Source organism: Pseudomonas sp. 1 (assembly GCF_056626735.1).
The window spans coordinates 206,775-233,443 of sequence record NZ_JBWXMQ010000007.1; the positions used below are offsets into that span (position 1 = coordinate 206,775).

A 26,669-nucleotide genomic window follows, 5' to 3' on the forward strand; every position below is an offset into this window, starting at 1 on the left:
GTGTTCGCTCCATGAGCCGTGCCTGCATTGGCGCAGGCACGGCGCTCATTCAGAATTCTTTGGCCGCCGCTTGAGCGACCGTTTTTCTCGGCTGAAAGTTATAGCCCTGCTCGCCGTTGAGCACCTTGTTCGCCCGTTGCACGTCGATGTCCTTTTCCCAGCGGGCGATGGCCACGGTGGCGACGCAGTTGCCGATCAGGTTGGTCAGTGCCCGGCCGATGCCCATGAACCAGTCCACGGCGAGTACCAGCACCAGACCGACCACCGGAATTGCCGGGATGGCCGTCAGCGTGGCGGCGAGAATCACCAGCGCCGAACCGGGAATGCCGTGGGCGCCTTTGGAGGTAATCAGCGACACCAGCAAAATCGTCAGCAGGTCGGTCATGGCCAGCGGCGTGCCGGTGGCGTTGGCAATGAACACGATGGCCAGGGTCAGGTAGATCGAAAAACCGTCGAGGTTGAATGAGTAACCGGTAGGAATCACCAGCCCGACGGTCGAGCTGCCGATGCCCAGATGTTCAAGCTTGCGCATGATCTGCGGCAGCACGGCGTCGGAGGACGCGGTGCCCATGACGATCAGCAATTCTTCACGCAGGTACTTGAGCAACGGCCACATGCGCAGGCCGGAAAGACGCATCACCAGACCGAGAATCAACGCGACGAAGGCGATGCAGGTCAGGTAGAACAAACCGACCAGACTGCCCAGGTGTTGCAGCGAATCGAGGCCATATTTGCTGGTGGTGAAGGCGATGGCGCCGAACACGCCGATCGGTGCCAGACGTACGATCATGCCCATGATCCGGAAGATCACATGGCTCAGTTCGTTGATCAGCCGCGAGATCCCGGAAGCCGCTTCGCCCACCAGATTCAACGCGCTGCCGAACAGCACCGAAAAGAGCAGCACTTGCAGGATGTTGTTATCGGCGAAAGCGCCGAGCACCGAAGTCGGGATCAGGTCCATCAGGAACTGAGTGGTGGTGTGCATGTGCTGGCCGCGCTCGGCGATGTCACCCATGTCGGCGGCGGAAAGTTGCTCCAGATGGATGTTGGCGCCGCTGCCGATCCCGGTGCTGAAGGCGAACACCAGACCGATCACCAAGGCGATGGTGGTCAGCACTTCGAAGTAGATGACCGACTTGAGGCCGATGCGCCCGACCTTCTTCAGGTCGCCGGCGCCGCTGATGCCACTGACCACCACGCAGAACACGATCAGGCCGATGAGCATCTTGATCAGTTTGATGAAGCCGTCGCCGAGCGGTTTGAGCTGGGCCGAGTATTCAGGGAGGGTCAGCCCGCAGACGATGCCGAGCACCAGTCCGAGAACCACTTGGAGGAAGATTGAACGCGAGCACCATCTGAGCATGGGAGGAATCCTGGTCGGTGTCCTGGCTGCCTTGCGCGGGGCGCATCGGATTCAGGACTTAATTATTGTGGTCTTACCGGTATGTCCAGTGCGGGTGCAGTCTAGGCGCTGTTTTTTGCGGATCGCAAGTGAAAAATGACGAATTGGCATGACCGGTCTGACCAGTTCGGCGCCAGGCCCCGACCTTGAGCCATTTGGTGTGGAAAACTTTTTCGCAGACGAAAAAAAACCGGCCATCACTGGCCGGCTTTTCATGCTGCGGGTTTAACGTCGCGATTAAGCGCCGTATACCGGCAGTTTCTTGCAGATGGCTTTGACTTTCTCACGAACGGCGTCGATCACCGCTTCGTTGTTCAGGTCAGCCAGGATGTCGCAGATCCAGCCAGCCAGCTCTTTGCACTCAGCTTCCTTGAAGCCGCGAGTGGTCACAGCCGGAGTACCGAAGCGCAGGCCGGAAGTGACGAACGGGGAGCGTGGGTCGTTTGGCACGGAGTTCTTGTTCACGGTGATGAACGCTTTGCCCAGAGCGGCGTCGGCGTCTTTACCGGAGATTTCCTGCTTGATCAGCGACAGCAGGAACAGGTGGTTTTCAGTACCACCGGAAACCACGTCGAAACCGCGCTCGATGAACACGCCGGCCATGGCCTGGGCGTTTTTCACCACTTGTTGCTGGTAAGCCTTGAACTCAGGCTGCAGTGCTTCCTTGAAGCAGATCGCTTTGGCGGCGATCACGTGCTCCAGCGGGCCACCCTGGGCGCCCGGGAATACCGCGGAGTTCAGCTTCTTCTCGATGTCGGCGTTGGCCTTGGCCAGGATCAGGCCACCACGTGGACCGCGCAGGGTCTTGTGGGTGGTGGTGGTCACGACGTCAGCGAACGGAACCGGGTTCGGGTAGACGCCAGCGGCGACCAGACCGGCCACGTGAGCCATGTCGACGAACAGGTAGGCGCCAACCTTGTCGGCGATGGCGCGGAAGCGCGGGAAGTCCAGAACCTGGGAGTAGGCAGAGAAACCGGCCACGATCATTTTTGGCTTGTGTTCTACAGCCAGGCGTTCGACTTCGTCGTAGTCGATCAGGCCGTTGGCGTCGATGCCGTACTGAATGGCGTTGTACAGCTTGCCGGAGGAGGAAACGCTGGCGCCGTGGGTCAGGTGACCGCCGTGCGCCAGGCTCATGCCCAGGATGGTGTCGCCGGCCGACAGCAGGGCCAGGTAAACAGCGGCGTTGGCCTGGGAACCCGCGTGCGGCTGAACGTTGGCGTAGTCGGCGCCGAACAGTTCCTTGGCGCGGTCGATGGCCAGTTGCTCGACAACGTCGACGTACTCGCAACCACCGTAGTAGCGCTTGCCCGGGTAGCCTTCGGCGTATTTGTTGGTCAAAACCGAGCCTTGAGCTTCCATCACCGCTGGGCTGGTGTAGTTCTCCGAAGCGATCAGCTCGATGTGTTCTTCCTGGCGCCGGGCTTCTTGCTCCATGGCGGCAAAAAGATCGGCGTCGTACTTGGCAATAGTCAAATCACGGCTGAACATGGCGGTCCTCAAGGATCGGGGGCAGAAAAGGGGGGCATTCTAACCCAACGGGTTTTGGATGGCATATGAAACGACATCATGTCGCAGACAAGTGGCGTTCATGACCAGATATGTGGCGTCCGTGCCGGCCTTTTCGCTGACCAGCCGGGTCGCACAGTAACCGAGGCCGGCCCGCGATTTTGTGATCGACATCAATCCCTGTGGAAGCGAGCTTGCTCGCGAAGGTCGCGCCGCTGATCTTCAGTCGAACATGAACAGCGCATCATTGCTGAACTGCGCCTCGAACCGTCCCGCCGGCATCGGCCGTCCGAACAGATAGCCCTGAACCTCGTCGCAGCCATGCTCGCGCAGGAAGTCCAGTTGTTCATGGGTTTCCACACCCTCGGCGATCACCGCCAGATTCAGGCTGTGAGCCATGGCGATGATCGCCCGGGCAATCTGCGCGTCCTGCTCGCCGGACGGCAGTCCGTCGACGAAGGTGCGGTCGATCTTCAGCACGTCGATCGGGAATTGCTTGAGGTAGTTCAGCGACGAGTAACCGGTGCCGAAGTCGTCGACCGCGATGCTCAGGCCGAGGTTCTTCAGACCGGCAAGGATCTGCATCGCCTCGCTGACTTCGCGCATCAGGATACTTTCGGTCAGCTCCAGTTCAAGGCACGCCGGCGGCAGGCCGGTTTCCTTGAGAATCGTGGCGATCCGCGTACCGAGCTGGCCGTCGGAGAACTGCCGGGCGGAAATGTTCACCGAAACCTTCGGCACGCGCACGCGGCTCTGGTGCCAGGTCTTGAGCTGGCGGCAGGCCTCGCTGATCACCCAGTCGCCGACGTCCACCACCAGCCCGAGTTCTTCGAGCACCGGAATGAAATCTCCCGGCGGCACCAGTCCGCGACGCGGATGACGCCAGCGCAGCAGGGCTTCGGCACCGGTCAGGCGTTTGCCGTCGCCGCTGAACTGCGGCTGGTAATACAGCACGAATTCGTTTTGCTCGAGGGCGTGGCGCAGATCGCTTTCCAGTTCCAGACGCTCCAGCGCACTGGCGTTCATGTCGGCCTGATAGAACTGGAAGTTGTTCTTGCCGCGCTCCTTGGCGTGATACATCGCGGTGTCGGCGTTCTTCATGAGCTGGCTGAGTTCGTTGCCGTCCTGCGGGCTCAGGGCGATGCCGATACTGGCGGTGACGAAGAATTCGCGACCTTCGAGCACGAATGGCCGAACGAGGCTGGCGAGGATCTGCTCGGCCACGTGGATCGCACGGTTCAGCGCCATCTCGCGGCTGGAACGATGTTGCAGCAGCAGGGTGAATTCGTCGCCACCCATCCGCGCCACGGTGTCGTCATCGTCGACACAGGCCAGCAACCGTGTCGCCATGTCCTTGAGCATGCGGTCGCCGGCCGCGTGACCGAGGGAGTCGTTGATCGGTTTGAAACGGTCGAGGTCGAGGAACATCAGCACCACCCACGACTTCTGCCGTTCGGCCGATTGCAGCGCGGTGTGCAGCCGATCCTGGAACAGCGTACGGTTCGGCAGGTGGGTCAGGGCGTCGTAGTAGGCGAGGCGGTGAATCCGCTGCTCGCTGGCCTTGCGCTCGCTGATGTCGCTGAAGAAGCACACGTAACTGGCCAGGTCGCCCTCGTCGTCGAGCACGGCGGTGATGCCCACCCATGCCGGGTAATGCTCGCCGTTGCGGCGCTTGAGCCAGACTTCGCCTTCCCAGGTGCTGTGCTGATGCAACTGCTTGAGCACGTAGCGCAGGTGCGCGTCCTGCTGTTCGTCGACGGTCAGCATGTTCGGCAACTGGTCGAGCACCTCGCTCACCGCGTAACCGCTGACCCGACTGAACGCCTCGTTGGCCTGGACGATATAGCCGGCCGGGTCGGTGATCAGAATCGCCGAGGTCGAGTGCTCGAATACCGTGGCCGCCATGCGCAGGTCTTTTTCGGCGCGGCGCTGCTGGCTGATGTCGCGACCGACCCCGAGCACGCCTTCGAACGCACCGTGCTCGTCCCACACCAGCACCAGACGCAGTTCGATCGGGATCTTGCGGCCATCGGCGCGCAGGCAGTCGAACAGGAACAACTGGGTCTGCACCTGGCTACGCAAAATCACCAGTTGCTCGGGTTTGCCCAAGGCTTTGCTGACCCGATCCATCAGGAGATAGATGCCGCTCAATTGCTGCGGGTTAGCGATGGTCGATTGCCAGCCGTTCTGGAAAATCCATTCGGCGTCATAGCCCAGCACCGCCTGCACTGACGGGCTGACGTAATTCAGCGAGAGTTTGCTGTCGGTGGAGAAAATCACGTCGCTGATGCTTTCGGCGAGCATCCGGTAGCGCTGCTCGCTGTCGCGCAACGATTCGCTGGCTTCGATCTGCTCGGTGATGTCCTTGGCCACGCCGATGATCCGCGTGACCTGATCGTGCTTGTCCCGCGCCAGCGCCTGTTCGCGAATGTCGAAACGCCGCCACTTGCCGTCGCGATGACGGAAACGCAGCTGGCATTGCAACAACTGGCTGTAACCGGCGTGACGCTGCATCTGCCGCGAGCGGTGGTAATAGTCGGCGTCTTCCGGGTGCAGGAGGATTTCCCAGAAGTACTCGCCCATCTGATGCAGTTCGGTGCGGTTGTAACCGAGGGTCTGGCCGAGGTGGTGATTGCTGAAAATCATCCGCTGGCTGATCACATCCTGCACGTACAGATGATCCGGCACGGTGCGCACCACGTCCGACCAGAAACCTTCGCGCTCCAGCAGCGACAGCTCGATCAGCTTGCGGCTGGTAATGTCGTTGATGCTCAGGATCACGGCTTTGTAATCGTGCTGCTCCTCAGGCAGGCGCAGCACCAGCCACAGGTGCTGGTCGCGGCCATTGATGTCCGGCAGTTTGATTTCCAGTTCCAGCTGCTTTTGCTGCTGAAGCACGGCGTCGAGTACCTGATTGCCGATGGCGCACTGACTGTGCGGCTGGCCGTCGATCAACAGTTGCCAGGCGTGATCGCAAGAATTGACGTTGAGCAGTTGCAACGCGACCTGGTTGACCTCGGTGACCCGCAATTCGTGGAGCAATTGCTGGCGCTGCGCCGGCTGGTCGAGCCAGGCCTTGAGCTGGTCGCTGGTCTGGATCTGGGCTTTCTCGAAAACCTGCTTGAGCCCCGAAAGATCGAGCACGCACAACGCCACGCCGGTGCCTTCGAAAATATCCTGATAACGCCGACGCCCTTCATGCACCTGGCGCTGGCGGCGACGCATGTTGAGCAATGCGATAAACGGCAGCAGCGAGAGCGCCAGGCCCAGCAGGCATTTGCCGATGAACGCCGGCAGCAGTTGTTCGAGCACATGCTGGCGGTCGAACAGGCCACGCAGTTGCCAGTCGCTGCTGCTCAGCGGCACGGTCAGCACGCTGTTGGCCAGATCGTCCGGGGTCAGGGTGCTGGTCTTGGTGGACGGCAGGGCTTTGTCACGGCTGATGATCTGATGATTGACGCGGTTTTCCACCAGCCACAACGGGCGGATACCGCTGTCGCCCTGTTTGGTCAGCGCGTCGAAGAAGGTCGGCGTCAGGCGCAGCGCCCAGTAACCGCGCGTGCTGCCGCTGGCCTGATGCAGCAACAGATGCACTACCGAACCGTCGTCGGCGTTACTGAAATAATGGGCTTGAGCGCGGCTGCGGCGCACCAGATCGCTGAGGTAATCGGCGTCGTGGCTGTCTGTGGCGCTGTCGCTGAGGATTTTTCCGGACGGGGTGAGCAGCGCGAGGCTGCGCAGGTCGGGCAACGATTGCTGAAGCTTGCGCAGCAGCGCCTGCTGTTCGTCGGCCGACTGGGGCTGTTCGACGATCGGTAGCAGATTGAGGGCGATCTGCGCGTTCAACGCCATGTTCAGGCTGACCTGAGCGGCGAGGTCGGCGGTGTAGTCGATGGTGTACTGGCGCTGGTTTTTCTGGGTTTCGTGCAGTTGATCGAGCAACTGCCAGAACAGCAGCGCCAGCAGCATCAGCACCAGTGTCGCCAGCGCGCCTTTCAATGTTCCGCGCAGGGGCGAGCCGGGCGCCGGTTGGGTGCTGCTCACAGAGGCTGGCGGAGTGACGTTGGACAAGCTGTAATCCTGCGGTCTGGCTGGACTGGCGCGACGTGCACTATAAGCCGGACGCCCAAGGGGCGGCTAGCATGCCTTGAGTTGTGGCGAAGTGCCAGCCCCACTCGGCTGGACTGCCTTCTGTCATTAAGGTAGCTTTGCCGGTTACGCGGGAGCCCAGACACTGTTAAAACTACTGCGCTCGGAAATACTGCGTTGAAAACAGGCTCGGACTGCTCATTTACAACCCGTAAACTCCGCGTCCTCGCCTGTTTCCGCCTTGTCTTTCCTTCGCTCGTTACGTTTTAACAGCGTCTGGCCCAGCTCCTAGACTCAGACTTTTTCCGCGCGCACGCATTGATGGCCATCAAGTGGTCAAGTGAACGACGCGCATCGGTCTGGCCGGGCATCGCCTGCGCTCCAATCATTCATCAGTCACTGACCCAAGGTTCTCCATGGCTCAATACGTCTTCACCATGCATCGGCTGGGCAAAGTTGTTCCGCCGAAGCGGGAAATCCTGAAAAACATTTCGCTGTCTTTCTTTCCCGGCGCCAAGATCGGCGTACTCGGCCTCAACGGTTCGGGTAAATCCACGCTGCTGAAAATCATGGCCGGCGTCGACACCGAGTTCGAAGGCGAAGCGCGCCCGATGCCGGAACTGAACATCGGTTACCTGCCGCAAGAGCCGCAACTGGATCCGACCAAGACCGTACGTGAAGTGGTCGAGGAAGCGGTCAGCGTGATCAAGGATGCGCAAGCGCGTCTGGACGAGGTCTACGCTGCCTACGCCGACCCGGATGCCGACTTCGACAAGCTGGCCGCCGAACAGGCCAAGCTCGAAGCGATCCTGCAGGCCAGCGATGGTCACAACCTGGAGCGTCAACTGGAAGTCGCCGCCGATGCGCTGCGTCTGCCGGCCTGGGACGCCAGGGTCGAGCACCTGTCCGGTGGTGAAAAACGTCGTGTGGCCCTGTGCCGTCTGCTGCTGTCCGCCCCGGACATGCTGCTGCTCGACGAACCGACCAACCACCTGGATGCCGACTCCGTTGCGTGGCTCGAACACTTCCTGCACGACTTCCCGGGCACTGTGGTCGCGATCACGCACGACCGTTACTTCCTGGACAACGTCGCCGGCTGGATTCTGGAACTCGACCGCGGCGCGGGCATTCCTTACGAGGGCAACTACTCGGGTTGGCTGGAAGCCAAGTCCGAGCGTCTGGCCCAGGAATCCAAGCAGCAATCGGCTCACGAAAAAGCCATGAAGGAAGAACTGGAGTGGGTGCGCAAAGGCGCCAAGGCCCGTCAGTCCAAATCCAAGGCTCGTCTGCAACGCTTCGAAGAAATGCAGTCGCAGGAATTCCAGAAGCGTTCGGAAACCAACGAGATCTACATCCCTGCCGGTCCGCGCCTGGGTGACAAGGTCATCGAATTCAAGAACGTCACCAAGGGCTACGGCGATCGCGTGTTGATCGACAACCTGTCGTTTTCGATGCCCAAAGGCGCCATCGTTGGCGTGATCGGCGGTAACGGTGCCGGTAAGTCGACCCTGTTCCGCATGCTGATGGGCAAGGAAACGCCGGACTCCGGCAGCATCGAGATCGGCGAAACCGTACAACTGGCCTGCGTGGATCAGAGCCGCGAAGACCTGGACGGCAGCAAGACCGTGTTCCAGCAGATCTCCGACGGTTCCGACCAGATTCGCATCGGAAACTACGAGATCCCGTCGCGTACTTACGTCGGTCGCTTCAACTTCAAGGGCGGCGACCAGCAGAAGTTCGTCAAGGACCTGTCCGGTGGTGAGCGCGGTCGTCTGCACCTGGCGCTGACCCTGAAGGAGGGCGGCAACGTCCTGCTGCTCGACGAACCGTCCAACGACCTCGACGTTGAAACCCTGCGTTCCCTGGAAGAAGCCCTGCTGGACTTCCCGGGCGCCGCCATTGTGATCTCTCACGATCGGTGGTTCCTTGACCGCGTCGCGACTCACATCCTGGCGTACGAAGACGACTCGCAAGCGGTGTTCTTCGAAGGCAACTACACCGAGTACGAAGCCGATCGCAAAAAGCGCCTCGGCGAAGCAGCGGCCCAGCCACACCGGGTACGCCACAAGAAACTGGCCTGATTACAGGTTGGTTGCATGAAAAAGCGGAGCCTTCGGGCTCCGCTTTTTTTGCCTGCAATGCAGACTGTTTTATAGTGTGTGTACTATTTGTTTTCATAAGTGCGACATTTTTGTCTGTTGCTGTGTACATGTCGTTTGTTACAGTCCGGCTCAATCTCCTCCAACGACAACAAATTTGCCGAGACTTTTCCCATGATCGAATCCGTCGAATCCTTCCTCGCCCGTCTGAAAAAACGCGATCCGGATCAACCCGAATTCCACCAGGCTGTCGAAGAAGTCCTGCGCAGCCTGTGGCCGTTTCTCGAAGCCAATCCGCACTATCTGACCTCGGGGATTCTGGAACGCATCTGCGAGCCGGAGCGGGCGGTGGTATTCCGGGTGTCGTGGGTCGACGATCAGGGCAAGGTCCAGGTCAATCGCGGTTTCCGCATCCAGATGAACAGCGCCATCGGCCCGTACAAGGGCGGCTTGCGTTTCCATCCTTCAGTGAACCTGGGCGTACTGAAATTCCTCGCCTTCGAACAGACCTTCAAGAACTCCCTGACCTCGCTGCCGATGGGCGGTGGCAAGGGCGGTTCGGACTTCGATCCGAAGGGCAAGAGCGACGCCGAGGTCATGCGTTTTTGCCAGGCGTTCATGAGCGAGCTGTATCGCCACATCGGTGCCGACGTGGACGTGCCGGCCGGCGACATCGGTGTCGGTGCGCGGGAGATCGGCTTTCTGTTCGGTCAGTACAAGCGCCTGAGCAATCAGTTCACCAGCGTGCTGACCGGCAAAGGCATGACCTATGGCGGAAGCCTGATTCGCCCGGAAGCCACCGGTTTCGGTTGCGTGTACTTCGCCGAGGAAATGCTCAAGCGCCGCGAGCAGACCGTTGAAGGCAAGCGCGTGGCGATCTCCGGTTCGGGCAACGTTGCGCAGTACGCGGCTCGCAAAGTGATGGATCTGGGCGGCAAGGTGATTTCGCTGTCCGACTCCGAAGGCACGCTGTATTGCGAGGCGGGCCTGAGCGAAGAGCAATGGCTGGCGCTGCTGGAACTGAAGAACGTCAAGCGCGGGCGGATCAGCGAACTGGCTTGCGCCTTCGGCCTGGAGTTCCGTGCGCGTCAGCTGCCATGGTCGTTGCCGTGCGACATCGCGCTGCCATGCGCGACTCAGAACGAACTCGACGCCGAATCCGCCCGCACTTTGTTGCGTAACGGCTGCACCTGCGTGGCCGAGGGCGCGAACATGCCGACCACTCTTGAGGCTGTGGATATCTTTATCGAGGCCGGCATTCTGTTCGCGCCGGGCAAGGCCTCCAATGCCGGCGGCGTGGCGGTCAGTGGGCTGGAAATGTCGCAGAACGCCATGCGCCTGCTGTGGACGGGCGGCGAGGTGGACAGCAAGCTGCACGGGATCATGCAGTCGATCCACCACGCCTGCGTGCATTACGGTGAGGAAAACGGCCGGATCAACTACGTCAAAGGCGCGAACATCGCCGGCTTCGTCAAAGTCGCCGACGCGATGCTCGCCCAGGGCGTGGTTTAAGCAACGGGGTTCACGAGCGCTCGATGCGGATCACTTCAATCAGTTGATCGCCGGCCGGGCGCTGCCACAGCACTTCGTCGTTGAGCCGCGCGCCAAGCAACGCACGGCCCAGCGGTGAGGCCCAGTTGATCAGGCCGTTGGCCGCATCGGCCTGATCTTCGCCGACCAATTGCACCCGACGCTCGGTGTTATGTTCGTCGGCGTAGGTCACCCAACTGCCGATCTGCACTTTGTCGGTCGAGGTCGGAACGGGCGCGACCTGTGCGCTGGCAACCCGTTGATTGAAATAACGCAAATCCCGTTCGAGGTCGGCCAGTCGCTGCTTGTCGGCCTGTTCGCCCCTGGCGGCCTCTTCGGCGTGCAGGGTTTGCAGTTCGGCGACCTTGGCCTGCAACTGGGCAAACCCTTGCGGCGTGACGTAATTGGGCTGGGTGCTGACCTGCCGTTCGACCGGCTGATCGGCTTGCGCAGCGGCGTTCTCTTCGTTGACGAAAGCGCGACTCATGATGGGCTCCTGTTATAGCCGTTGGGCCATGGTCGCAGGCAAAAGGTTTCGCCGGATGTCTGGAAACGACCTACTGCGAACGATAAGCCCGCGCGGCACCCTGATCCTTTTCCTGCTGCCAGGCGCGCTCGCGTTCGTCCCAGTGCTCGTTGCGATACTGTTCGCGATCCTTGTTTTCCAGCATCGCCTGACACTGCCGGAAGCCGTCGCTCCAGCCTTCGGCGTATTGCTTGTCCTTGAGATAACGCGGCACGTTCTTGCGAAACTCGCCGCTGATCGAACCGGCCGCCTGACGACCGCTGATGCAACCGTCATCGAAACCGTCGGCGAACGCCGGTGGATAACCCTTGGCAATCAAATCTTCGTGGGTGCTCTGACAGCCACCCAACAACAGCAACACGCCCGCAAAAACCGCACACCGCCACATCACACTCTCCCGGGCCGGTTTTCCGGCTTATGGGGAAAGTCTAGAAGATGATTCGTCGGGCTTTGGTGAAAGGCCTGTAAGTAATTCGTTAACCAGTGGAGATCCCTGTGGGAGCGGGCTTGCCCGCGATGAGGCCATCAGACTCAACATCTCTGTTGACTGATCATTCGCTATCGCGGGCAAGCCCGCTCCCACAGGTTCAGGGAAATGTTCGGGATCAGTAGTGATACCACTTCACTTCCAGCATCACCTCGGTCTCCGGTGTGGCCAGGTGGCTGAATTCACGCTGGGCACTCAGGCGCAGGCCGAGGTTGCGCGACAACTCCCATTGCTGATTCAGACTCAGGCTACGGCGCACTTCACCATTGAGGAAGTAATCGCCTTTGGCCTCCACGCTGAGATTGCCCAGCGGGTTCTTCCACAACACGCCGGTATTGAAACCGCCTGCGGGAGAAACGAACTCGGCGAAATCATTGTTGTGTTCGACGCGCACGGTGCCGAGGGCGAACCCCAGCACATCGTCACCCAGCGCCCAGGTTCCGCCACCGCCACCGTTGACGTGGCTGACCAGGGTTTCGTCGTCATGCTTGCCCGGCACACGTTCAAGACCCCCGGTGACTTGCCACGACAGCGGCTGCAGCAGCGCGTTGCGCGGCGTCAGTGAGCGGATGGTCGCCAGATCCAGTTGCTGGAATTGCCAGTGATTGCCTTCGTACTGGCGCAGCTTCATTTGCAGGATTTCGATCTGCGCGCCGAGGGGGAAACTCTCGGCGTTGTCGTTGAGGTCGTGATAGGCCATGCGCAAGCCGTACTCGCCGAACGCGCGGTCACCGCGAGTGCCGAGACCTGCCTGCCAGGTGCGCGATTCGTGGCCGTCTTCGGGCAGGCCCGGTTGCGGAATTTGCAGCTCCGGCGCCGGGTTTTTGTTGATCGCCCGCAGCAATTCGAAACTGCGCTGCGCCCGCTGCGGATCACGTTCCTGGCCGTTGGCGCGGTAGCGTTCCAGCCGATACGCCGCGTCGATGATCAGCGCTTGGCGATCCCGGGGCAGGGCCTTGAAGGTCGGATCCTGCAATTGCTGTTGATCGGCGCTGACTTTCAGCACCCATTCCTGTTCCTCGCCGCTCAGGGGGGCGGCACGGCTGAGCAGTTCGCGCTCGCGGGACGGACGATATTCGATGTGCTCGACCAGCCCGGCTTCCTTCACCGCTTTGACGGTGTCGGTGGGGATCGCGGTCAGCGGGAATTGTTCGGTCAGGCGCAGACTCGGGCGCGCCACCTGCAACAGTTCGAGCAGGCGATACGAGCAGTTTTCATCGAAGAAGAAATAGTCGAACTGGATCTGCTTCAACTCCCACACGTGTTCGACCATCCGCGCGGTTTCGGCTTGCGTCAGATTGAGCCGGTATTCCCACAGGTCGCGGTTTTCCAGGCTGCGGTATTCCGAGAGTTTTTCCTGATAGGGCACCAGCGCGAACAGCCCCGGATAACCACCCATCAAGCCTTTCCAGGCGTAAAGAATGCTGTTGTCCGAGCCTTCGATGTAGGCGCCGAAGTTGATCGCGTAGCTGAGCAGCGAGGTCTTGTCGCTTTGCACATCGGCCTGGTCGATGCGCAGCAGGGTGTGGCCGAACATCGACGACGGGCTGTTGAGGTAGGCCGCCGGGAAAATCATCACCGCGCTGTGGGGCGAGACGTCCTTGAACCACTTCTTGAATTCGGCGCAGTCCGGCGTCGGCAGGTCGGTCAGGTTGAGCTGGTCTTTCAGCCAGCGCGTGCGCGCCGGGTAGACGCACTGGGCGTGTTGCTCACCGAGACTGGCGGGGGCGTACAGCGCTTGTACGGTGGTCGCCAGTTCATGGTCGGGGTGTTTGTTGCCATCGGGGGCGAGGAAGAATTTTTTGTCGCTGACGTAGCTGCGCCAGCCACCGAGTTTGGCGGTTTCGTAATGACCGAGGGAAATCCAGAAACGGTCGTTGGCCAGTTGCTGCAAACGTTGAGGGTCGATGTGGGGCGCGGCGGACAGCGGGGCGCAGACACACAGCGCCAGCCAGGCAAGGCGTTTGAGCATAAATGGCAACTTAAGTCGAAAGAAACAAAGACCCAAGGAGGGCGGGCCGAAAAAATAAAACCCGCTTCCCGAAGGAAGCGGGTGGGTCGAGCTTAAGCCTGAGTCGCGTACTTGGCCAGACGTGGGTCTGCCTTCAGGACGGCCAGGGTGTTGGTATGCACGTCTTCGGCGGTCACGTCAGCCTTGCTGAAGATCTGCTGGAAGTGCTCGTGAGTGACGGCGGCGAAGTGCGCACGGTCTTCCGGCGCCACGCCCAGTACCACGGCATAGGTCGTCAGCGCTTCGCCGTTGCCTTTTGCCATGTCTTCGGACAGCTCGTTCATCATGCCATTCATGGCAAACCAGGATTTGCCGCCGTAGGTCAGCGAAGCGTTGGTGGAGCAACCGTTGGTGCCGGACGTCATGCCGAAGGTGGCGTTGCCGGAGGTGCCGTTGGTGGTGGATGCCAGGAAGTGAGCCGGGGTGCCACGCTGACCTTCGAACAGCATGTTGCCCCAACCGCAATCCGGGCCCCCTGGAGCTTGCGCCATCGCGTTGATGGATACAGCGGTGAAGAGAGTACCGAGAAGAATCCGTTTCATAGCTTTGTTCTCTTTATGTGCATACCAATGGACAGGGTTCTGGCCCCCAAGCTCTGTACGAAACAGATCCAGACGAAGCCAGTGGGCCGGTATTAGTTCCAGCCGCGCAGTTTGGAGTTTAGGCACGTTCCGAGGGTTCCGTGAGTTTTTGCACAATATTTGGAATAAACCCCGGTTTGGCGGGGCCCGAGTGCAGGCAGGCCGGTTGTCTATGCTTTGTGGTGTGGCGCGCCTTGCCAGTGGGGCACGGGCAGCGCCAGAATGCCGCTATCTGCCCCGCCTGATTGTTAAGGAAGCCCGATGCCTGATCCTGTTGCTGCCAGCTTGCGTCTAGCGCCCGAAGCGCTGACCCGTCCGTTTTCCGCTGAACAGTTCAGCTTCACTACCACCAATGATCTGGAGCCCTTTCGCGGTGTGCTTGGCCAGGAACGTGCGGTCGAAGCCTTGCAGTTCGGTGTGGCGATGCCACGCCCCGGTTACAACGTATTCGTCATGGGCGAGCCCGGCACCGGCCGTTTCTCGTTCGTCAAACGCTACCTGAAAGCCGAAGGCAAACGCCTGCAGACCCCGGCGGACTGGGTCTACGTCAACAATTTCGATGAGCCGCGCGAACCTCGCGCCCTGGAATTGCCGTCCGGCAGCGCCGCTGCGTTCATCGGCGATATCAACGGCCTGATCGACAATCTGCTGGCGACCTTTCCTGCGGTTTTCGAGCACCCGTCCTACCAGCAGAAGAAGAGCGCCATCGATCGCGCCTTCAACCAGCGCTACGACAAGGCGCTGGACGTCATCGAGCGCCTGGCCCTGGAAAAAGACGTCGCCCTGTATCGCGACAGCAGCAACATCGCTTTCACCCCGATGCTCGAAGGCAAGGCGCTGGATGAAGCTGAATTCGCCCAGTTGCCGGAAGCCGAGCGCGAACGCTTTCACGATGATATTTCCAGCCTTGAAGAGCGCCTGAACGAAGAACTCGCCAGCCTGCCGCAATGGAAGCGCGAGTCGAACAACCAGCTGCGTCAGCTCAACGAAGAAACCATCACCCTGGCCTTGCAGCCCTTGCTCGCACCGCTGTCGGAGAAGTACGCGGAAAACGCTGCCGTCTGCGGTTACCTGCAAGCGATGCAGGTGTATCTGCTGAAAACCGTGGTCGAGCAACTGGTCGACGACAGCAAGACCGACGCGGTCGCGCGCAAGCTGCTGGAAGAGCAATACGCGCCGAGTCTGGTGGTCGGTCATCCGGCCAGCGGCGGTGCGCCGGTGGTGTTCGAACCGCATCCGACCTACGAAAACCTGTTCGGTCGCATCGAATACACCACCGATCAGGGCGCGCTCTACACCACCTATCGCCAGTTGCGTCCGGGTGCGTTGCACCGCGCCAATGGCGGTTTCCTGATCCTTGAAGCAGAAAAAATGCTCGGCGAGCCGTTCGTATGGGATGCGCTCAAGCGCGCCCTGCAATCGCGCAAGCTGAAGATGGAGTCGCCGCTGGGCGAAATGGGCCGTTTCGCCACCATGACGCTCAACCCGCAGCACATTCCGTTGCAGGTCAAAGTGATCATCATCGGTGCGCGCCAGCTGTATTACACGCTGCAAGACCTCGATCCGGATTTCCAGGAGATGTTCCGCGTTCTGGTGGACTTCGACGAAGACATCCCGATGGTCGACGAAAGCCTGGAGCAGTTCGCCCAGTTGCTGAAAACCCGTACTTCGGAAGAGGGCATGGCGCCGCTGACCGCCGACGCGGTGGCGCGTCTGGCGACCTACAGTGCGCGCCTGGCCGAGCATCAGGGGCGTTTGTCGGCGCGGATCGGCGATCTGTTCCAGCTGGTCAGCGAGGCGGATTTCATCCGGCATCTGGCCAACGATGAAATGACCGACGCCGGCCACATCGAGCGTGCGCTCAAGGCCAAGGCCACCCGCACCGGTCGTGTCTCGGCGCGGATTCTCGACGACATGCTGGCGGGAATCATTCTGATCGACACCGACGGCGCGGCGGTCGGCAAATGCAACGGTTTGACCGTGCTTGAAGTCGGCGACTCGGCGTTCGGTGTGCCGGCGCGGATTTCCGCCACGGTGTACCCGGGCGGCAGCGGCATCGTCGACATCGAGCGCGAGGTCAACCTCGGTCAGCCGATCCACTCCAAGGGCGTGATGATTCTCACCGGGTATCTGGGCAGCCGTTATGCACAGGAATTCCCGCTGGCGATTTCCGCGAGCATCGCGCTGGAGCAATCCTACGGCTACGTCGATGGCGACAGTGCGTCGCTGGGCGAGGCGTGCACGCTGATTTCGGCGTTGTCGAAAACCCCGCTCAAGCAGTGCTTCGCGATCACCGGGTCGATCAACCAGTTCGGTGAGGTGCAGGCGGTGGGCGGGGTCAACGAGAAGATCGAAGGCTTCTTCCGTCTCTGCGAAGCGCGCGGTTTGACGGGCGAGCAGGGTGCGATCATTCCGCAGGCCAACGTCGCCACGCTGATGCTCGACGAGAAGGTGCTGGCGGCGGTGCGTGCCGGGCAGTTCCACGTTTACGCGGTGCGTCAGGCCGATGAAGCGTTGAGCCTGCTGGTGGGCGAGCCGGCCGGTGAGCCGAACGAGGAAGGCGAATTCCCCGAAGGCAGCGTCAATGCGCGGGTGGTGGAGCGCCTGCGAGTGATTGCCGAGATGATCAGCGAAGACGATCTGAAAGAGGCCGAGAAGGAACTGGCGCAGGAGGCGCTGGCTGAAGCCAAACCGGCTTGAGTCAGGCAGCGGTCATAAAACGGGAGCCTTGTGCTCCCGTTTTTGTTTTGTCGCGAACGTCGGCAAAAGTGCCATCACTCTGGCGTCAATATTCACACAATGACCATTCGGCGCCTTCTGGTTCTGTGCGGCTTGCGCGCCGGACTTTTCTTCTATTCTCTGCTCAAGGACATCGACAGTATCACTGGATCGAAACAGCTCTTCAGCAAGGGCTGAACACCGGCTTTACCGAGGGTCGCCGCCATGTCGCGCAACCTCTGCCTCACCCGTCAATGCCTGGGTCTTGTGACCCGTATCGAATGCGCCATCAAGCCGTTGGCCGGCGATAACGGCATGTGGACGCTGCTCTTCGCCGCCGGCATGGCCGGTGAACAACCTTCCGCCATTAAGGCTCAGGGCCCGTTTCACGGGCCGATCGCCGCCGAGTCGATTCTCGACACCATCGTTGAAAGCCTGACGATGCACGGCTATGAACTGGCCAATGATCCACAGATCTGGTCGTTGCATCTGCAGGCGCAGTTGCGACAGATCAATGGTGGACGCGGACGCAGCATCGGCACTTTCGACCATTAGCGTCGATCAACGGTGCCGATCAGGGCGCTGCGCCCTGGGTCTGCGCTTTGTCGAGTTTGACCTCGAAGCCGTATTGCACGGTGGTGAGGTCGGTTCGCTGGTAGGTTTCCACGTGCGTCGGATGGCCGTAGAAATAATGCACGCCGAATAACGCCGGCCCTTCCGCGCTCGCGTCGTGACTGACCGACAGAATCTGCTTCAGGTAATGACCACTGTCGTCCTTGACGAAGAATCGCCATTCGTTGGCGGGGAATCGCTTCAAATCCACCACCAAGGCGTTGTTCCTGATTTCCAGACCTTTGGGCAGGGCCTTGGCTTCATAAGCCTTTTTGTCCACTGTGGCCAAGAACAACGGCATCGAGCCGACGGCAATCGCCGGGGTTTCCGGGAACAGATTCAGGTCGTAGGTGATGGTCGCCTGTAGCGGATCGACCTGGTATGCCTCGGGCGGCAGTTCGATGGGCTCGTCGAGTTTGCCGTTGTGTTTTTCAGTGAAAAACGTCACCGGGCTTTCGCCGGGGCTGAAGTCGTCGCCGAGCATTTCATCATTGAAGGTTTTGCGGTGGTCGAACTCGATGCGCGCGGCGCTTGGTTCTTCGACCGATTGGCGGATATGAACGCCGCTTTTCAGCTGTTCTTCTGTCAGGGATGCGCCCTTGAGCCAGTCGGGCGCCTGGTCGTCGTAGACGGTGATCGGCAGGTCTAGTGGCTGCACGGTTTTTTCCGTGGTGTGCGGATCGAACTCGCGCACGGGCAGATCCAGCGCCTTGCGGGTGACGGTCGCTTCGGAAAAATCCAGCAGGCTGACTTCAAGGGTGTCGATCGGGCCGTTGAAGTACACCTTGTTGTAGTGGCGCGGGTGCTGTTGCTCAAAGGCCCGTTGTTCATCGTCCAGTTTTTTTTCCAGCGCCTCGCTCCAGGCTTTCTGCTGTTGCAGATAAGCCAGCTGCTTTTGGTAGAACGCCACCTGTTCGGGGTTTTCGTTGATGGCGCCGGCACGCACCAGATACTGGCCCGTCGAGTCGCGGGCCTGGACGATCAACGGATTGAGCCGGGTGTTGGCGACTTCCGGGGCGAGCGGCAATTGGTTGCTGAACTCCAGTTCGGCGTAGTGCGTGTCCAGTTTCAGCAAGGTCACGCTGAGGTTGCCGTCGGAGCGGGTCTGGCCGACGTCCTTTTTATCCAGATTGAAACTGTGCAGGCGTTTCGGGGCGATGACTTCCACCTGGCCTTGCAGGCTGACCGGGCGCGGCAGATTCTTCTTGTCGACATTCAACCCTTCGATAAACGGGTAGGTAACGGTCAGGTCATCGGGGTTGGTGACGTTGGAGCTGGATGGGCTCAGCTGAATGCCAGGATCGGTTTCCGACCATTCCGGCTGATAGGCAATGACCCGTTTGTTGCTCAGGGTTACCGATTGCCATTCCACGCCATGGGGGAACAGAAAGCCGCCGGGGATGTTGAGCACGAAAGGGAACACCGGTTGCAGATCGGTGAGGTAATCGGAGCTGGAATCCTTGTGCAACACAAACAGGCCATTGATGAACGTGTCGACCAGTGCCTGGGGTGTCGGGTAGTGCCGGAGTACGCCGAGGGCGTCTTCGCCGTATTCGGTCCGGGGCGGTTTGTTGTCGAGCTTCTGTTGTGCGCGTTCGAGCAGCAACAGCGAACCGCCGAGTTCGGTCACGGCGTCCTTGAGTTTCGGATCGGTGATGGCGTCCAGCGATTGCTCGAACTGGGCGGTCTTTTCTTCAAGGCTGACGGCATGCTTTTCATCGCCGGGCGAACATCCGCCAAGCCACAGGGCGAAGCAAATTCCGGCAGTCGTTATCGGCAATCGCACATCCATTTTCCAGTCGTCCTGTCCACTGTCGCTGGGCTGTCAATGGTTTGGACACTAGCAGAAAAACTTTGACACACACACGCAGGTGGCGGATTTCCGGGCGGTTTCTGGCTGTCATGGGCGGCTGGTATACTCGCCGCCGATTTCAACCCTTCTTGTGTGAGAGTCAATGGAACGCTTTATCGAAAATGCAATGTACGCCACGCGCTGGCTGCTGGCGCCGATCTACATCGGGCTGTCCCTCGGGCTGCTGGCGCTGGCATTGAAATTCTTCCAGGAAGTGTTTCATGTCATTCCCAACGTTTTCTCCATGGCCGAGTCCGAGCTGATTCTGGTGCTGCTGTCGTTGATCGACATGGCGCTGGTCGGCGGCTTGCTGGTGATGGTGATGATTTCCGGCTACGAGAACTTCGTGTCCGAACTGAACATCGATGAAGGCAAAGAGAAGCTCAGCTGGCTGGGCACCATGGACTCCTCGTCGCTGAAGATGAAAGTGGCGGCGTCGATCGTGGCAATCTCCTCGATCCACCTGCTGCGGATCTTCATGGACGCCAAGAACGTCGATCCCGAGCACCTGATGTGGTACGTGATCATCCACATGACCTTCGTGGTCTCGGCGTTTGCCATGGGTTACCTGGACAAGCTCACCAAGCACTGATGAGCTGACGATTGCTGTAACAAAACCGCCCGTTTGTTGCGAAACAGACGGGCGGTGTCGTTTGTGGCTTGTGCTTTGTGGCGCCGAGGCATATCCCTGTAGGTCTCAAGGCTCGCCACCGCATGAGGTGCGTTCATGAACCTGCAAGAGTTGAATGCGTTTGCCGTCGCCAGAAAGGTCGACGAACTGAATCTGATCTCCATGGAAGGCGGAATCTATCTGCTCGAAGCCCGGATGCATGGCGCGGCGTACCCGCTGAGCGATGCACAGGGGAAAATGCTGACGCTGCGTTCGGTCGAGCATGCCCGGGATGTGCTGCATGACTTGCCGGTGCTGCCGTTCAACCTGGTGCACACCTCGGTGCACGATGAAATGTGCGGTCTTGGCGCCAGTGCCGAAGAAAGCCTGAAGGTGCCGCTGGCCTGGCGATCCGCGCTGTAGGCCCTGGGGCCTGATCAATGCCGGAACATCTGTGCTAGTCTGCTCGCCCTTTTGGTTCCGGGCGCGCCGGGACGCGCTGTGTACGCACGGCATGTCCTGAGGCCGTCCGCACAGCGGAGCAGTGTCATGTCCGAAGTAAATCTGTCCACCGACGAAACCCGCGTCAGCTACGGCATCGGCCGTCAACTGGGTGACCAGCTGCGCGACAACCCGCCACCGGGTGTCAGCCTGGACGCCATCCTGGCCGGTCTGACTGACGCATTCGCCGGCAAGCCAAGCCGCGTGGGTCAGGAAGAGCTGTCCGCCAGCTTCAAAGTGATCCGCGAGATCATGCAAGCCGAAGCCGCTGCCAAGGCTGAAGCCGCCGCTGGTGAAGGCCGTGCGTTCCTGGCTGAAAACGCCAAGAAAGACGGCATCACCACGCTGGCTTCCGGTCTGCAATTCGAAGTGCTGACTCAGGGCGAAGGCGCCAAGCCATCCCGTGAAGACACCGTACGTACTCACTACCACGGCACGCTGATCGACGGCACTGTATTCGACAGCTCCTACGAGCGTGGCCAGCCGGCTGAATTTCCGGTGGGTGGCGTTATCGCTGGCTGGACCGAAGCCCTGCAACTGATGAATGCCGGCAGCAAATGGCGTCTGTACGTGCCGAGCGAACTGGCTTACGGCGCTCAAGGCGTTGGCAGCATCCCGGCGCACAGCGTTCTGGTGTTCGACGTCGAGTTGCTCGACGTTCTGTAACCCCGTTACCCTGCACAAGCGTGGCTTGTGCAGGGTTTCTTCGCCGTTCTCATACTTCGATCTTGTTGTGCAGTTCACTGGTCGGGCGCAAGGCCCGGGCATAGCAGAACAGGAACAGATTGCGCACCAGCTCCTTGAGCACCAATGGCTCGCTGGAACTCAGGCCGTTGACGTCCAGATCCCCTTGATCCTGCAATTCGTGCAGGGCTTCTTCTTCCAGTACGGCGCAGACCTCACCGGTTTCCCTATGCAGGATCCTGAGGTACGGGTGCGGGCGATCCAGCCAGGCGTCGATCAAATAAGTCATGGGTCTCATCTCCATTGAAAGGTTTCAATGAGAATAATTCTTATTCGTCAAATAGCAAGTGCCTATTGGCGGTTTGTGATTTTTTGCGGGTAAAGATTGCGTAAGGTCAAAACGGCTGGCGTTTGGCTATTGCGAGGATTTGTTGGGGATCGTGGGGGGGGAGGGTGAAGCTCCATCCCACGGCGGGCGCGGGATGGAAGACAGCAAACTCAGACTTTTCTGACAAACTCGGATTTGAGTTTCATCGGGCCGATGCCGTCGATCTTGCAGTCGATGTCGTGATCGCCATCGCACAGGCGGATGTTCTTGACCTTGGTGCCGACCTTGACCACCAGGGAGGTGCCCTTGACCTTCAGGTCCTTGATCACGGTGATGGTGTCGCCGTCCTGCAGGACGTTACCGACCGAATCTTTCTTCACGGCATCATCGGACGCCACTTCGGCTTCACCGCCGGCAGACCACTCGTGGGCGCACTCCGGGCACACCAGTTGGGTGCCGTCTTCGTAGGTGTATTCGGAATTGCATTTCGGGCAGGGTGGCAACGTGCTCACTAAGGCTCCTTGGAGAGGGGATCGCTAAAAGTCGCACATTGTATAGGGTTTTAGCCGCCGATGGCAGGCAACAAAAAACCGCAGGCTCCATCGGAGGCTGCGGTTTTTTGATGACGCGATGCTGATCAGTGCGTGCGGGCGACCGCGAACTCGCTCAGTTCAACCAGTGCATCGCGGTATTCGCTGGCCGGCAGCGCGTCGAGGCACTTGATCGCCCGGGCCACGTAATCGCGGGCCAGTTGCGCGGTGTATTCCAGCGAACCGGACGCTTCCACGGCGATGCGGATGCTTTCCAGGTCTTCGATCCCACCTTTCTGGATCGCCTGGCGTACCAGTGCGGCTTGCTCTGGCGTGCCTTCGCGCATGGTGTAGATCAGCGGCAGGGTCGGTTTGCCTTCCGCCAGATCGTCACCGACGTTCTTGCCCAGGGTTTCGGCGTCGCCCTTGTAGTCGAGCAGGTCATCTACCAGCTGGAACGCCACGCCCAGGTGATCGCCGAAGGTGCGCAGGGCTTCGCTCTGCTCGGCGGTCGCGCCAGCCAGTGCCGCGGCGCTGTGTGTCGAAGCCTCGAAGAGCATCGCGGTCTTGCCGCGGATGACTTCCATGTAGGTTTCTTCGGTGGTGCTGGCATCGCGAACCTTGGACAGCTGCAGCACTTCGCCTTCGGCGATGATGCGCGTGGCCTGGGACAGGATCTTCATCACCGGCATCGAGCCCAGTTCGACCATCATTTCGAACGAGCGCGAGTACAGGAAGTCGCCGACCAGTACGCTCGGGGCGTTGCCCCACATGGCGTTGGCGGTGGAGCGGCCACGGCGCATGCCGGACATGTCGACCACGTCGTCATGCAGCAGGGTGGCGGTGTGCAGGAATTCAATGGTGGCAGCCAGCAGGCGCATGTCGTCGCCTTCGCGACCCAGGGCCTTGCCACACAGCAGCACCAATAAAGGACGCAGGCGTTTGCCGCCGGCCGACGTGATGTAATCGCCGATTTTCGATACCAGCGGCACTCGGGAAGTCAGCTGCTTCTTGATGATGCCGTCGACGGCGCTAAAATCGTCCGCCACCGCGCGGTAGAAAGCTTGGGGTTGCATCAGCGACAGGTGCTCCAGAAGGGTTGCGCGGCATGCTAGGACCCACGTCCGGGCCTGTCAAGGCGCGATGGACGGCCCCTTGCATGACTTCGAAGGCTTGCGTACAATCGCGCACCCTGAACTTCCTGGGCAGCACCTGCCTTACGCAATTGCACTTGGGCCGTTCCAGCCCCATGCAGCCATGCCAGCCAATACCTCTTCTTATAAAGAGCTGGGTGAGCAGGATTATCGGAGAAATACCATGTACGCAGTAATCGTTACCGGCGGTAAGCAATACAAGGTCGCTGAAGGTGAATACCTGAAGATCGAAAAACTGGAAGTCGCTACTGGCGAATCCGTGACTTTTGACCGCGTTCTGTTGGTCGCCAATGGCGACGACGTGAACATCGGCGCACCTGTTGTTGCTGGCGCAACCGTCAAGGCTGAAGTGATCTCCCAAGGTCGTCACGATAAAGTCCGCATCATCAAGTTCCGTCGCCGTAAGCACCACATGAAGCGTATGGGCCACCGCCAGTGGTTCACCGAGATCAAAATCACCGGTATTCAGGCTTAATACAGCCTAATTCCTCACTAGGAGAATTGAACTCATGGCACACAAAAAAGCTGGTGGTAGTACCCGTAACGGTCGCGACTCAGAAGCCAAACGCCTTGGCGTGAAGATGTATGGCGGCCAGGTCATCAAGGCCGGCAACATCATCGTGCGTCAGCGCGGCACCCAATTCCACGCTGGCTACGGCGTTGGCATGGGTAAAGATCACACCCTCTTCGCGAAAATCGAAGGCGTGATCAAGTTTGAAGTAAAAGGCGCCTTCGGTCGTCGTTACGTGAGCGTTGTCGCAGCCTAACTGCGAGAGTGCTGGAGAAGCCCTGTCTTGCGACGGGGCTTTTTCGTTTGTGGGGTGAGTCTCTTGCAAAGCTGTTTGTATGGGCTGCCGGCGTGCGATGCAGGTCGTGGTTTGGGGTCGCTGCGCTCATTTTTGCAAGAGTCTTATGTCTTGATTGTTTTTCGGCTCGTCCGTACGGCGAGAGGCGTTGGTTATGAAGTTTGTTGATGAAGTATCGATCCGCGTAAAGGCTGGCGACGGCGGCAATGGTTGCATGAGTTTCCGTCGGGAAAAATTCATTGAAAATGGTGGCCCGAACGGTGGTGACGGTGGCGACGGCGGTTCCATCTTCATGATGGCCGACGAAAACCTCAACACCTTGGTGGATTACCGTTACACCCGTCACTTCGAGGCTGAGCGCGGTTCCAACGGTGGCAGCACCGACTGCACCGGCAAGAAGGGCGAAGACCTGATCCTGCGCGTGCCGGTTGGCACCACGATCATCGACTCGGCTACCCAGGAAGTCATCGGCGACCTGACCAAATCCGGTCAGAAGCTGATGGTGGTTCAGGGTGGCTGGCACGGTCTGGGCAATACCCGTTTCAAATCCAGTACCAACCGTGCGCCGCGTCAGACGACCCCGGGCAAGCCGGGCGAGCAGCGCGACCTGAAACTGGAAATGAAAGTTCTGGCTGACGTCGGCCTGCTGGGTCTGCCGAATGCCGGTAAAAGTACCTTTATCCGTTCGGTTTCGGCTGCCAAGCCGAAAGTTGCCGATTACCCGTTCACTACGCTGGTGCCAAACCTGGGTGTGGTCAGTGTCGATCGCTGGAAAAGCTTCGTCATCGCCGACATCCCGGGTCTGATCGAAGGCGCTTCCGATGGTGCCGGCCTGGGGATCCGTTTCCTCAAGCACCTGGCGCGTACCCGTCTGTTGCTGCATCTCGTGGACATGGCGCCGCTGGATGAAAGCAGTGCGCCGGACGCTGCTGAAGTGATCGTCAACGAGCTGATCAAGTTCAGCCCGTCCCTGGCGGAGCGTGATCGCTGGCTGGTGCTGAACAAGTGCGACCAGATCCTCGAGGAGGAGCACGAAGAGCGCGTCAAGGAAATCGTTGAGCGCCTGCAATGGGAAGGTCCGGTCTACGTGATCTCGGCCATCGCCAAAGAAGGCACCGAGCGCCTGACGCGCGACATCATGCGTTACCTGGAAGATCGTGCCGATCGCCTGGCCAATGACCCGGCCTACAAGGAAGAACTGGCTGATCTCGATCAGCGCATCGAAGATGAAGCCCGTGCCCAGTTGCAGGCGCTGGATGACAAGCGTGCCCTGCGTCGCAGCGGCGTGAAGTCGGTCCATGACATCGGCGAGGATGATTGGGACGAAGAAGATGTGGATGACGAAGACGGTCCGGAAATCATTTACGTGCGTGACTGATTCGTTGCAGTAAACTTAAGCGCCGCTCAATCGAGCGGCGTTTTAGTATCCGGAAATCGATTGTTGGTCACGAAGAACCACGAATAACGTTACGGGCAGTGTCAGGTCGCGCTGCCCTCAAGCTAAGGTTGAAGATGATGCGGAGCAAGGTGACAGGTGCGCAGCGTTGGGTCGTGAAGATCGGCAGCGCTTTGCTGACGGCGGATGGCAAGGGGCTGGATCGCGCAGCAATGGGTGTCTGGGTCGAGCAGATGGTGGCTCTGCATGAGGCTGGCGTCGAACTGGTGCTGGTGTCCTCCGGGGCAGTGGCGGCGGGCATGAGTCGCCTCGGCTGGACCGCTCGACCCAGTGCGATGCACGAGCTCCAGGCTGCTGCAGCCATCGGTCAGATGGGTCTGGTGCAGGCCTGGGAGTCGAGCTTTGCCGAGCATGGTCGGCACACTGCGCAGATTCTCCTGACTCACGACGACCTGTCCGATCGCAAGCGCTACCTGAACGCCCGCAGCACCTTGCGTGCGCTGGTCGAGCTGAAAGTCATTCCGGTGATCAACGAGAACGACACCGTGGTTACCGATGAAATTCGCTTCGGTGATAACGACACGCTCGCAGCGCTGGTGGCAAACCTGGTCGAGGCTGATCTGCTGGTGATCCTGACGGATCGCGACGGCATGTTTGACGCCGATCCGCGCAATAATCCGGACGCCCAGCTGATCTACGAAGCGCGCGCCGATGATCCGACGCTGGATGCAGTGGCGGGCGGCACTGGCGGTGCGCTGGGTCGTGGCGGCATGCAGACCAAGCTGCGTGCGGCGCGGCTGGCGGCGCGTTCCGGGGCGCACACCATCATTGTTGGCGGGCGTCTGGAGCGTGTGCTTGACCGTCTGAAGGCGGGTGAGCGGATTGGTACGTTGCTGTCGCCCGAGCGCGGCATGCTCGCGGCGCGCAAGCAGTGGCTGGCCGGTCATCTGCAAACCCGCGGCACGCTGGTGTTGGATGATGGCGCGGTTTCCGCATTGTCCCAAGGCAATAAAAGTTTGCTGCCGGTCGGTGTCAAGCTGGTTCAGGGCAGCTTCCGTCGTGGCGAAATGGTGGTTTGCGTGGCGCCGGACGGGCGTGAGATTGCCCGTGGCCTGGCCAACTACAGCGCGCTGGAAGCACAAAAAATCATCGGTCAGTCGTCGGATGCGATTGTCGGTTTGCTGGGTTACATGGCTGAGCCGGAACTGGTTCACCGTGACAATCTGATTCTGGTGTAAGGAAAA

At 60.1% G+C, this 26,669-nt stretch carries 22 protein-coding genes; 11 read left to right on the forward strand and 11 right to left on the reverse strand.

What is annotated here, in order from left to right; translation table 11 throughout:
* Nucleotides 1–49: 49 nt before the first annotated feature.
* From AC1MDC_RS13015 to morA, 3 genes are all read right to left on the reverse strand, one after another.
* Nucleotides 50–1,363 carry a C4-dicarboxylate transporter DctA gene (locus AC1MDC_RS13015; RefSeq protein ID WP_085608708.1) on the reverse strand — a complete coding sequence of 438 codons (1,314 nt, stop codon included), beginning with the start codon at nucleotides 1,361–1,363 and terminating at the stop codon, nucleotides 50–52.
* 276 nt (nucleotides 1,364–1,639) lie between these two features.
* The gene (glyA, locus tag AC1MDC_RS13020; RefSeq protein ID WP_085697545.1) at nucleotides 1,640–2,893 is read right to left on the reverse strand and encodes a serine hydroxymethyltransferase; all 1,254 of its coding nucleotides are present in this window, start codon (nucleotides 2,891–2,893) and stop codon (nucleotides 1,640–1,642) included.
* Nucleotides 2,894–3,133: 240 nt separating this feature from the next.
* Nucleotides 3,134–6,982, reverse strand: coding sequence for a cyclic di-GMP receptor MorA (gene morA / locus AC1MDC_RS13025; protein WP_085697544.1), 3,849 nt, complete (start codon nucleotides 6,980–6,982; stop codon nucleotides 3,134–3,136).
* Between the two features lie 434 nt (nucleotides 6,983–7,416).
* Here morA and ettA point away from each other — a divergent pair, with 434 nt between their 5' ends.
* On the forward strand, nucleotides 7,417–9,081 hold the full coding sequence (gene ettA / locus AC1MDC_RS13030) for an energy-dependent translational throttle protein EttA (protein ID WP_085697543.1): 1,665 nt from the start codon (nucleotides 7,417–7,419) through the stop codon (nucleotides 9,079–9,081).
* Nucleotides 9,082–9,273: 192 nt separating this feature from the next.
* A complete protein-coding gene (gene gdhA, locus AC1MDC_RS13035; protein ID WP_480393106.1) occupies nucleotides 9,274–10,611 on the forward strand; it encodes an NADP-specific glutamate dehydrogenase in 1,338 nt (445 codons plus the stop codon).
* 10 nt (nucleotides 10,612–10,621) lie between these two features.
* Here gdhA and AC1MDC_RS13040 read toward each other — a convergent pair whose 3' ends face one another.
* The 4 genes from AC1MDC_RS13040 to AC1MDC_RS13055 form a co-directional block, all read right to left on the reverse strand.
* Nucleotides 10,622–11,116 (reverse strand): GreA/GreB family elongation factor, encoded by a 495-nt coding sequence (locus AC1MDC_RS13040; RefSeq protein ID WP_227233587.1) that lies wholly within the window; start codon nucleotides 11,114–11,116, stop codon nucleotides 10,622–10,624.
* A 70-nt stretch (nucleotides 11,117–11,186) separates the two neighbouring features.
* Nucleotides 11,187–11,543: a hypothetical protein gene (locus AC1MDC_RS13045; RefSeq protein ID WP_007950973.1), complete on the reverse strand. Its 357-nt coding sequence runs from the start codon at nucleotides 11,541–11,543 to the stop codon at nucleotides 11,187–11,189.
* 217 nt (nucleotides 11,544–11,760) lie between these two features.
* Entirely contained in the window at nucleotides 11,761–13,614 is a 1,854-nt protein-coding gene (locus AC1MDC_RS13050; protein WP_480393107.1) for an Lnb N-terminal periplasmic domain-containing protein, read from the reverse strand.
* A gap of 92 nt (nucleotides 13,615–13,706) precedes the next feature.
* Complete coding sequence (locus tag AC1MDC_RS13055) at nucleotides 13,707–14,195, reverse strand: DUF3015 domain-containing protein (RefSeq protein ID WP_007950971.1); 489 nt, start codon at nucleotides 14,193–14,195, stop codon at nucleotides 13,707–13,709.
* Nucleotides 14,196–14,495: 300 nt separating this feature from the next.
* Here AC1MDC_RS13055 and AC1MDC_RS13060 point away from each other — a divergent pair, with 300 nt between their 5' ends.
* Both AC1MDC_RS13060 and AC1MDC_RS13065 read left to right on the forward strand, forming a co-directional pair.
* Entirely contained in the window at nucleotides 14,496–16,934 is a 2,439-nt protein-coding gene (locus tag AC1MDC_RS13060) for a Lon protease family protein (protein WP_085697539.1), read from the forward strand.
* 243 nt (nucleotides 16,935–17,177) lie between these two features.
* Nucleotides 17,178–17,507, forward strand: a complete 330-nt coding sequence (locus tag AC1MDC_RS13065) for a PA4575 family protein (protein ID WP_007950969.1) — start codon at nucleotides 17,178–17,180, stop codon at nucleotides 17,505–17,507.
* Between the two features lie 19 nt (nucleotides 17,508–17,526).
* Here the strand turns inward: AC1MDC_RS13065 and AC1MDC_RS13070 are convergent, their stop codons facing one another.
* Nucleotides 17,527–19,356, reverse strand: a complete 1,830-nt coding sequence (locus tag AC1MDC_RS13070) for a hypothetical protein (RefSeq protein ID WP_085697538.1) — start codon at nucleotides 19,354–19,356, stop codon at nucleotides 17,527–17,529.
* Nucleotides 19,357–19,519: 163 nt separating this feature from the next.
* Here AC1MDC_RS13070 and AC1MDC_RS13075 point away from each other — a divergent pair, with 163 nt between their 5' ends.
* The 3 genes from AC1MDC_RS13075 to bamJ all read left to right on the forward strand — a co-directional run bounded on the left by AC1MDC_RS13075 (nucleotide 19,520) and on the right by bamJ (nucleotide 21,193).
* Nucleotides 19,520–20,008: a TIGR00645 family protein gene (locus AC1MDC_RS13075; RefSeq protein WP_085689720.1), complete on the forward strand. Its 489-nt coding sequence runs from the start codon at nucleotides 19,520–19,522 to the stop codon at nucleotides 20,006–20,008.
* 135 nt (nucleotides 20,009–20,143) lie between these two features.
* Nucleotides 20,144–20,449 carry a DUF6482 family protein gene (locus AC1MDC_RS13080; protein WP_085689722.1) on the forward strand — a complete coding sequence of 102 codons (306 nt, stop codon included), beginning with the start codon at nucleotides 20,144–20,146 and terminating at the stop codon, nucleotides 20,447–20,449.
* Nucleotides 20,450–20,575: 126 nt separating this feature from the next.
* On the forward strand, nucleotides 20,576–21,193 hold the full coding sequence (gene bamJ, locus AC1MDC_RS13085) for a BamJ family beta-barrel-assembly machinery protein (RefSeq protein WP_480393108.1): 618 nt from the start codon (nucleotides 20,576–20,578) through the stop codon (nucleotides 21,191–21,193).
* A gap of 49 nt (nucleotides 21,194–21,242) precedes the next feature.
* On the opposite strand, the gene AC1MDC_RS13090 is transcribed toward bamJ, so the two are convergent.
* From AC1MDC_RS13090 to AC1MDC_RS13100, 3 genes are all read right to left on the reverse strand, one after another.
* On the reverse strand, nucleotides 21,243–21,500 hold the full coding sequence (locus AC1MDC_RS13090; RefSeq protein WP_085697537.1) for a PA4570 family protein: 258 nt from the start codon (nucleotides 21,498–21,500) through the stop codon (nucleotides 21,243–21,245).
* Between the two features lie 209 nt (nucleotides 21,501–21,709).
* The gene (locus AC1MDC_RS13095) at nucleotides 21,710–22,051 is read right to left on the reverse strand and encodes a zinc ribbon domain-containing protein YjdM (RefSeq protein WP_007950963.1); all 342 of its coding nucleotides are present in this window, start codon (nucleotides 22,049–22,051) and stop codon (nucleotides 21,710–21,712) included.
* Nucleotides 22,052–22,176: 125 nt separating this feature from the next.
* The gene (locus AC1MDC_RS13100) at nucleotides 22,177–23,145 is read right to left on the reverse strand and encodes a polyprenyl synthetase family protein (RefSeq protein WP_007950962.1); all 969 of its coding nucleotides are present in this window, start codon (nucleotides 23,143–23,145) and stop codon (nucleotides 22,177–22,179) included.
* A gap of 241 nt (nucleotides 23,146–23,386) precedes the next feature.
* Here AC1MDC_RS13100 and rplU point away from each other — a divergent pair, with 241 nt between their 5' ends.
* The 4 genes from rplU to proB all read left to right on the forward strand — a co-directional run bounded on the left by rplU (nucleotide 23,387) and on the right by proB (nucleotide 26,663).
* On the forward strand, nucleotides 23,387–23,698 hold the full coding sequence (gene rplU / locus AC1MDC_RS13105) for a 50S ribosomal protein L21 (protein WP_003228361.1): 312 nt from the start codon (nucleotides 23,387–23,389) through the stop codon (nucleotides 23,696–23,698).
* Nucleotides 23,699–23,732: 34 nt separating this feature from the next.
* Entirely contained in the window at nucleotides 23,733–23,990 is a 258-nt protein-coding gene (rpmA, locus tag AC1MDC_RS13110) for a 50S ribosomal protein L27 (protein WP_003228360.1), read from the forward strand.
* Between the two features lie 193 nt (nucleotides 23,991–24,183).
* Nucleotides 24,184–25,407 (forward strand): Obg family GTPase CgtA, encoded by a 1,224-nt coding sequence (gene cgtA, locus AC1MDC_RS13115; protein WP_085697536.1) that lies wholly within the window; start codon nucleotides 24,184–24,186, stop codon nucleotides 25,405–25,407.
* 137 nt (nucleotides 25,408–25,544) lie between these two features.
* On the forward strand, nucleotides 25,545–26,663 hold the full coding sequence (proB, locus tag AC1MDC_RS13120; RefSeq protein WP_045121906.1) for a glutamate 5-kinase: 1,119 nt from the start codon (nucleotides 25,545–25,547) through the stop codon (nucleotides 26,661–26,663).
* Nucleotides 26,664–26,669: the final 6 nt, after the last annotated feature.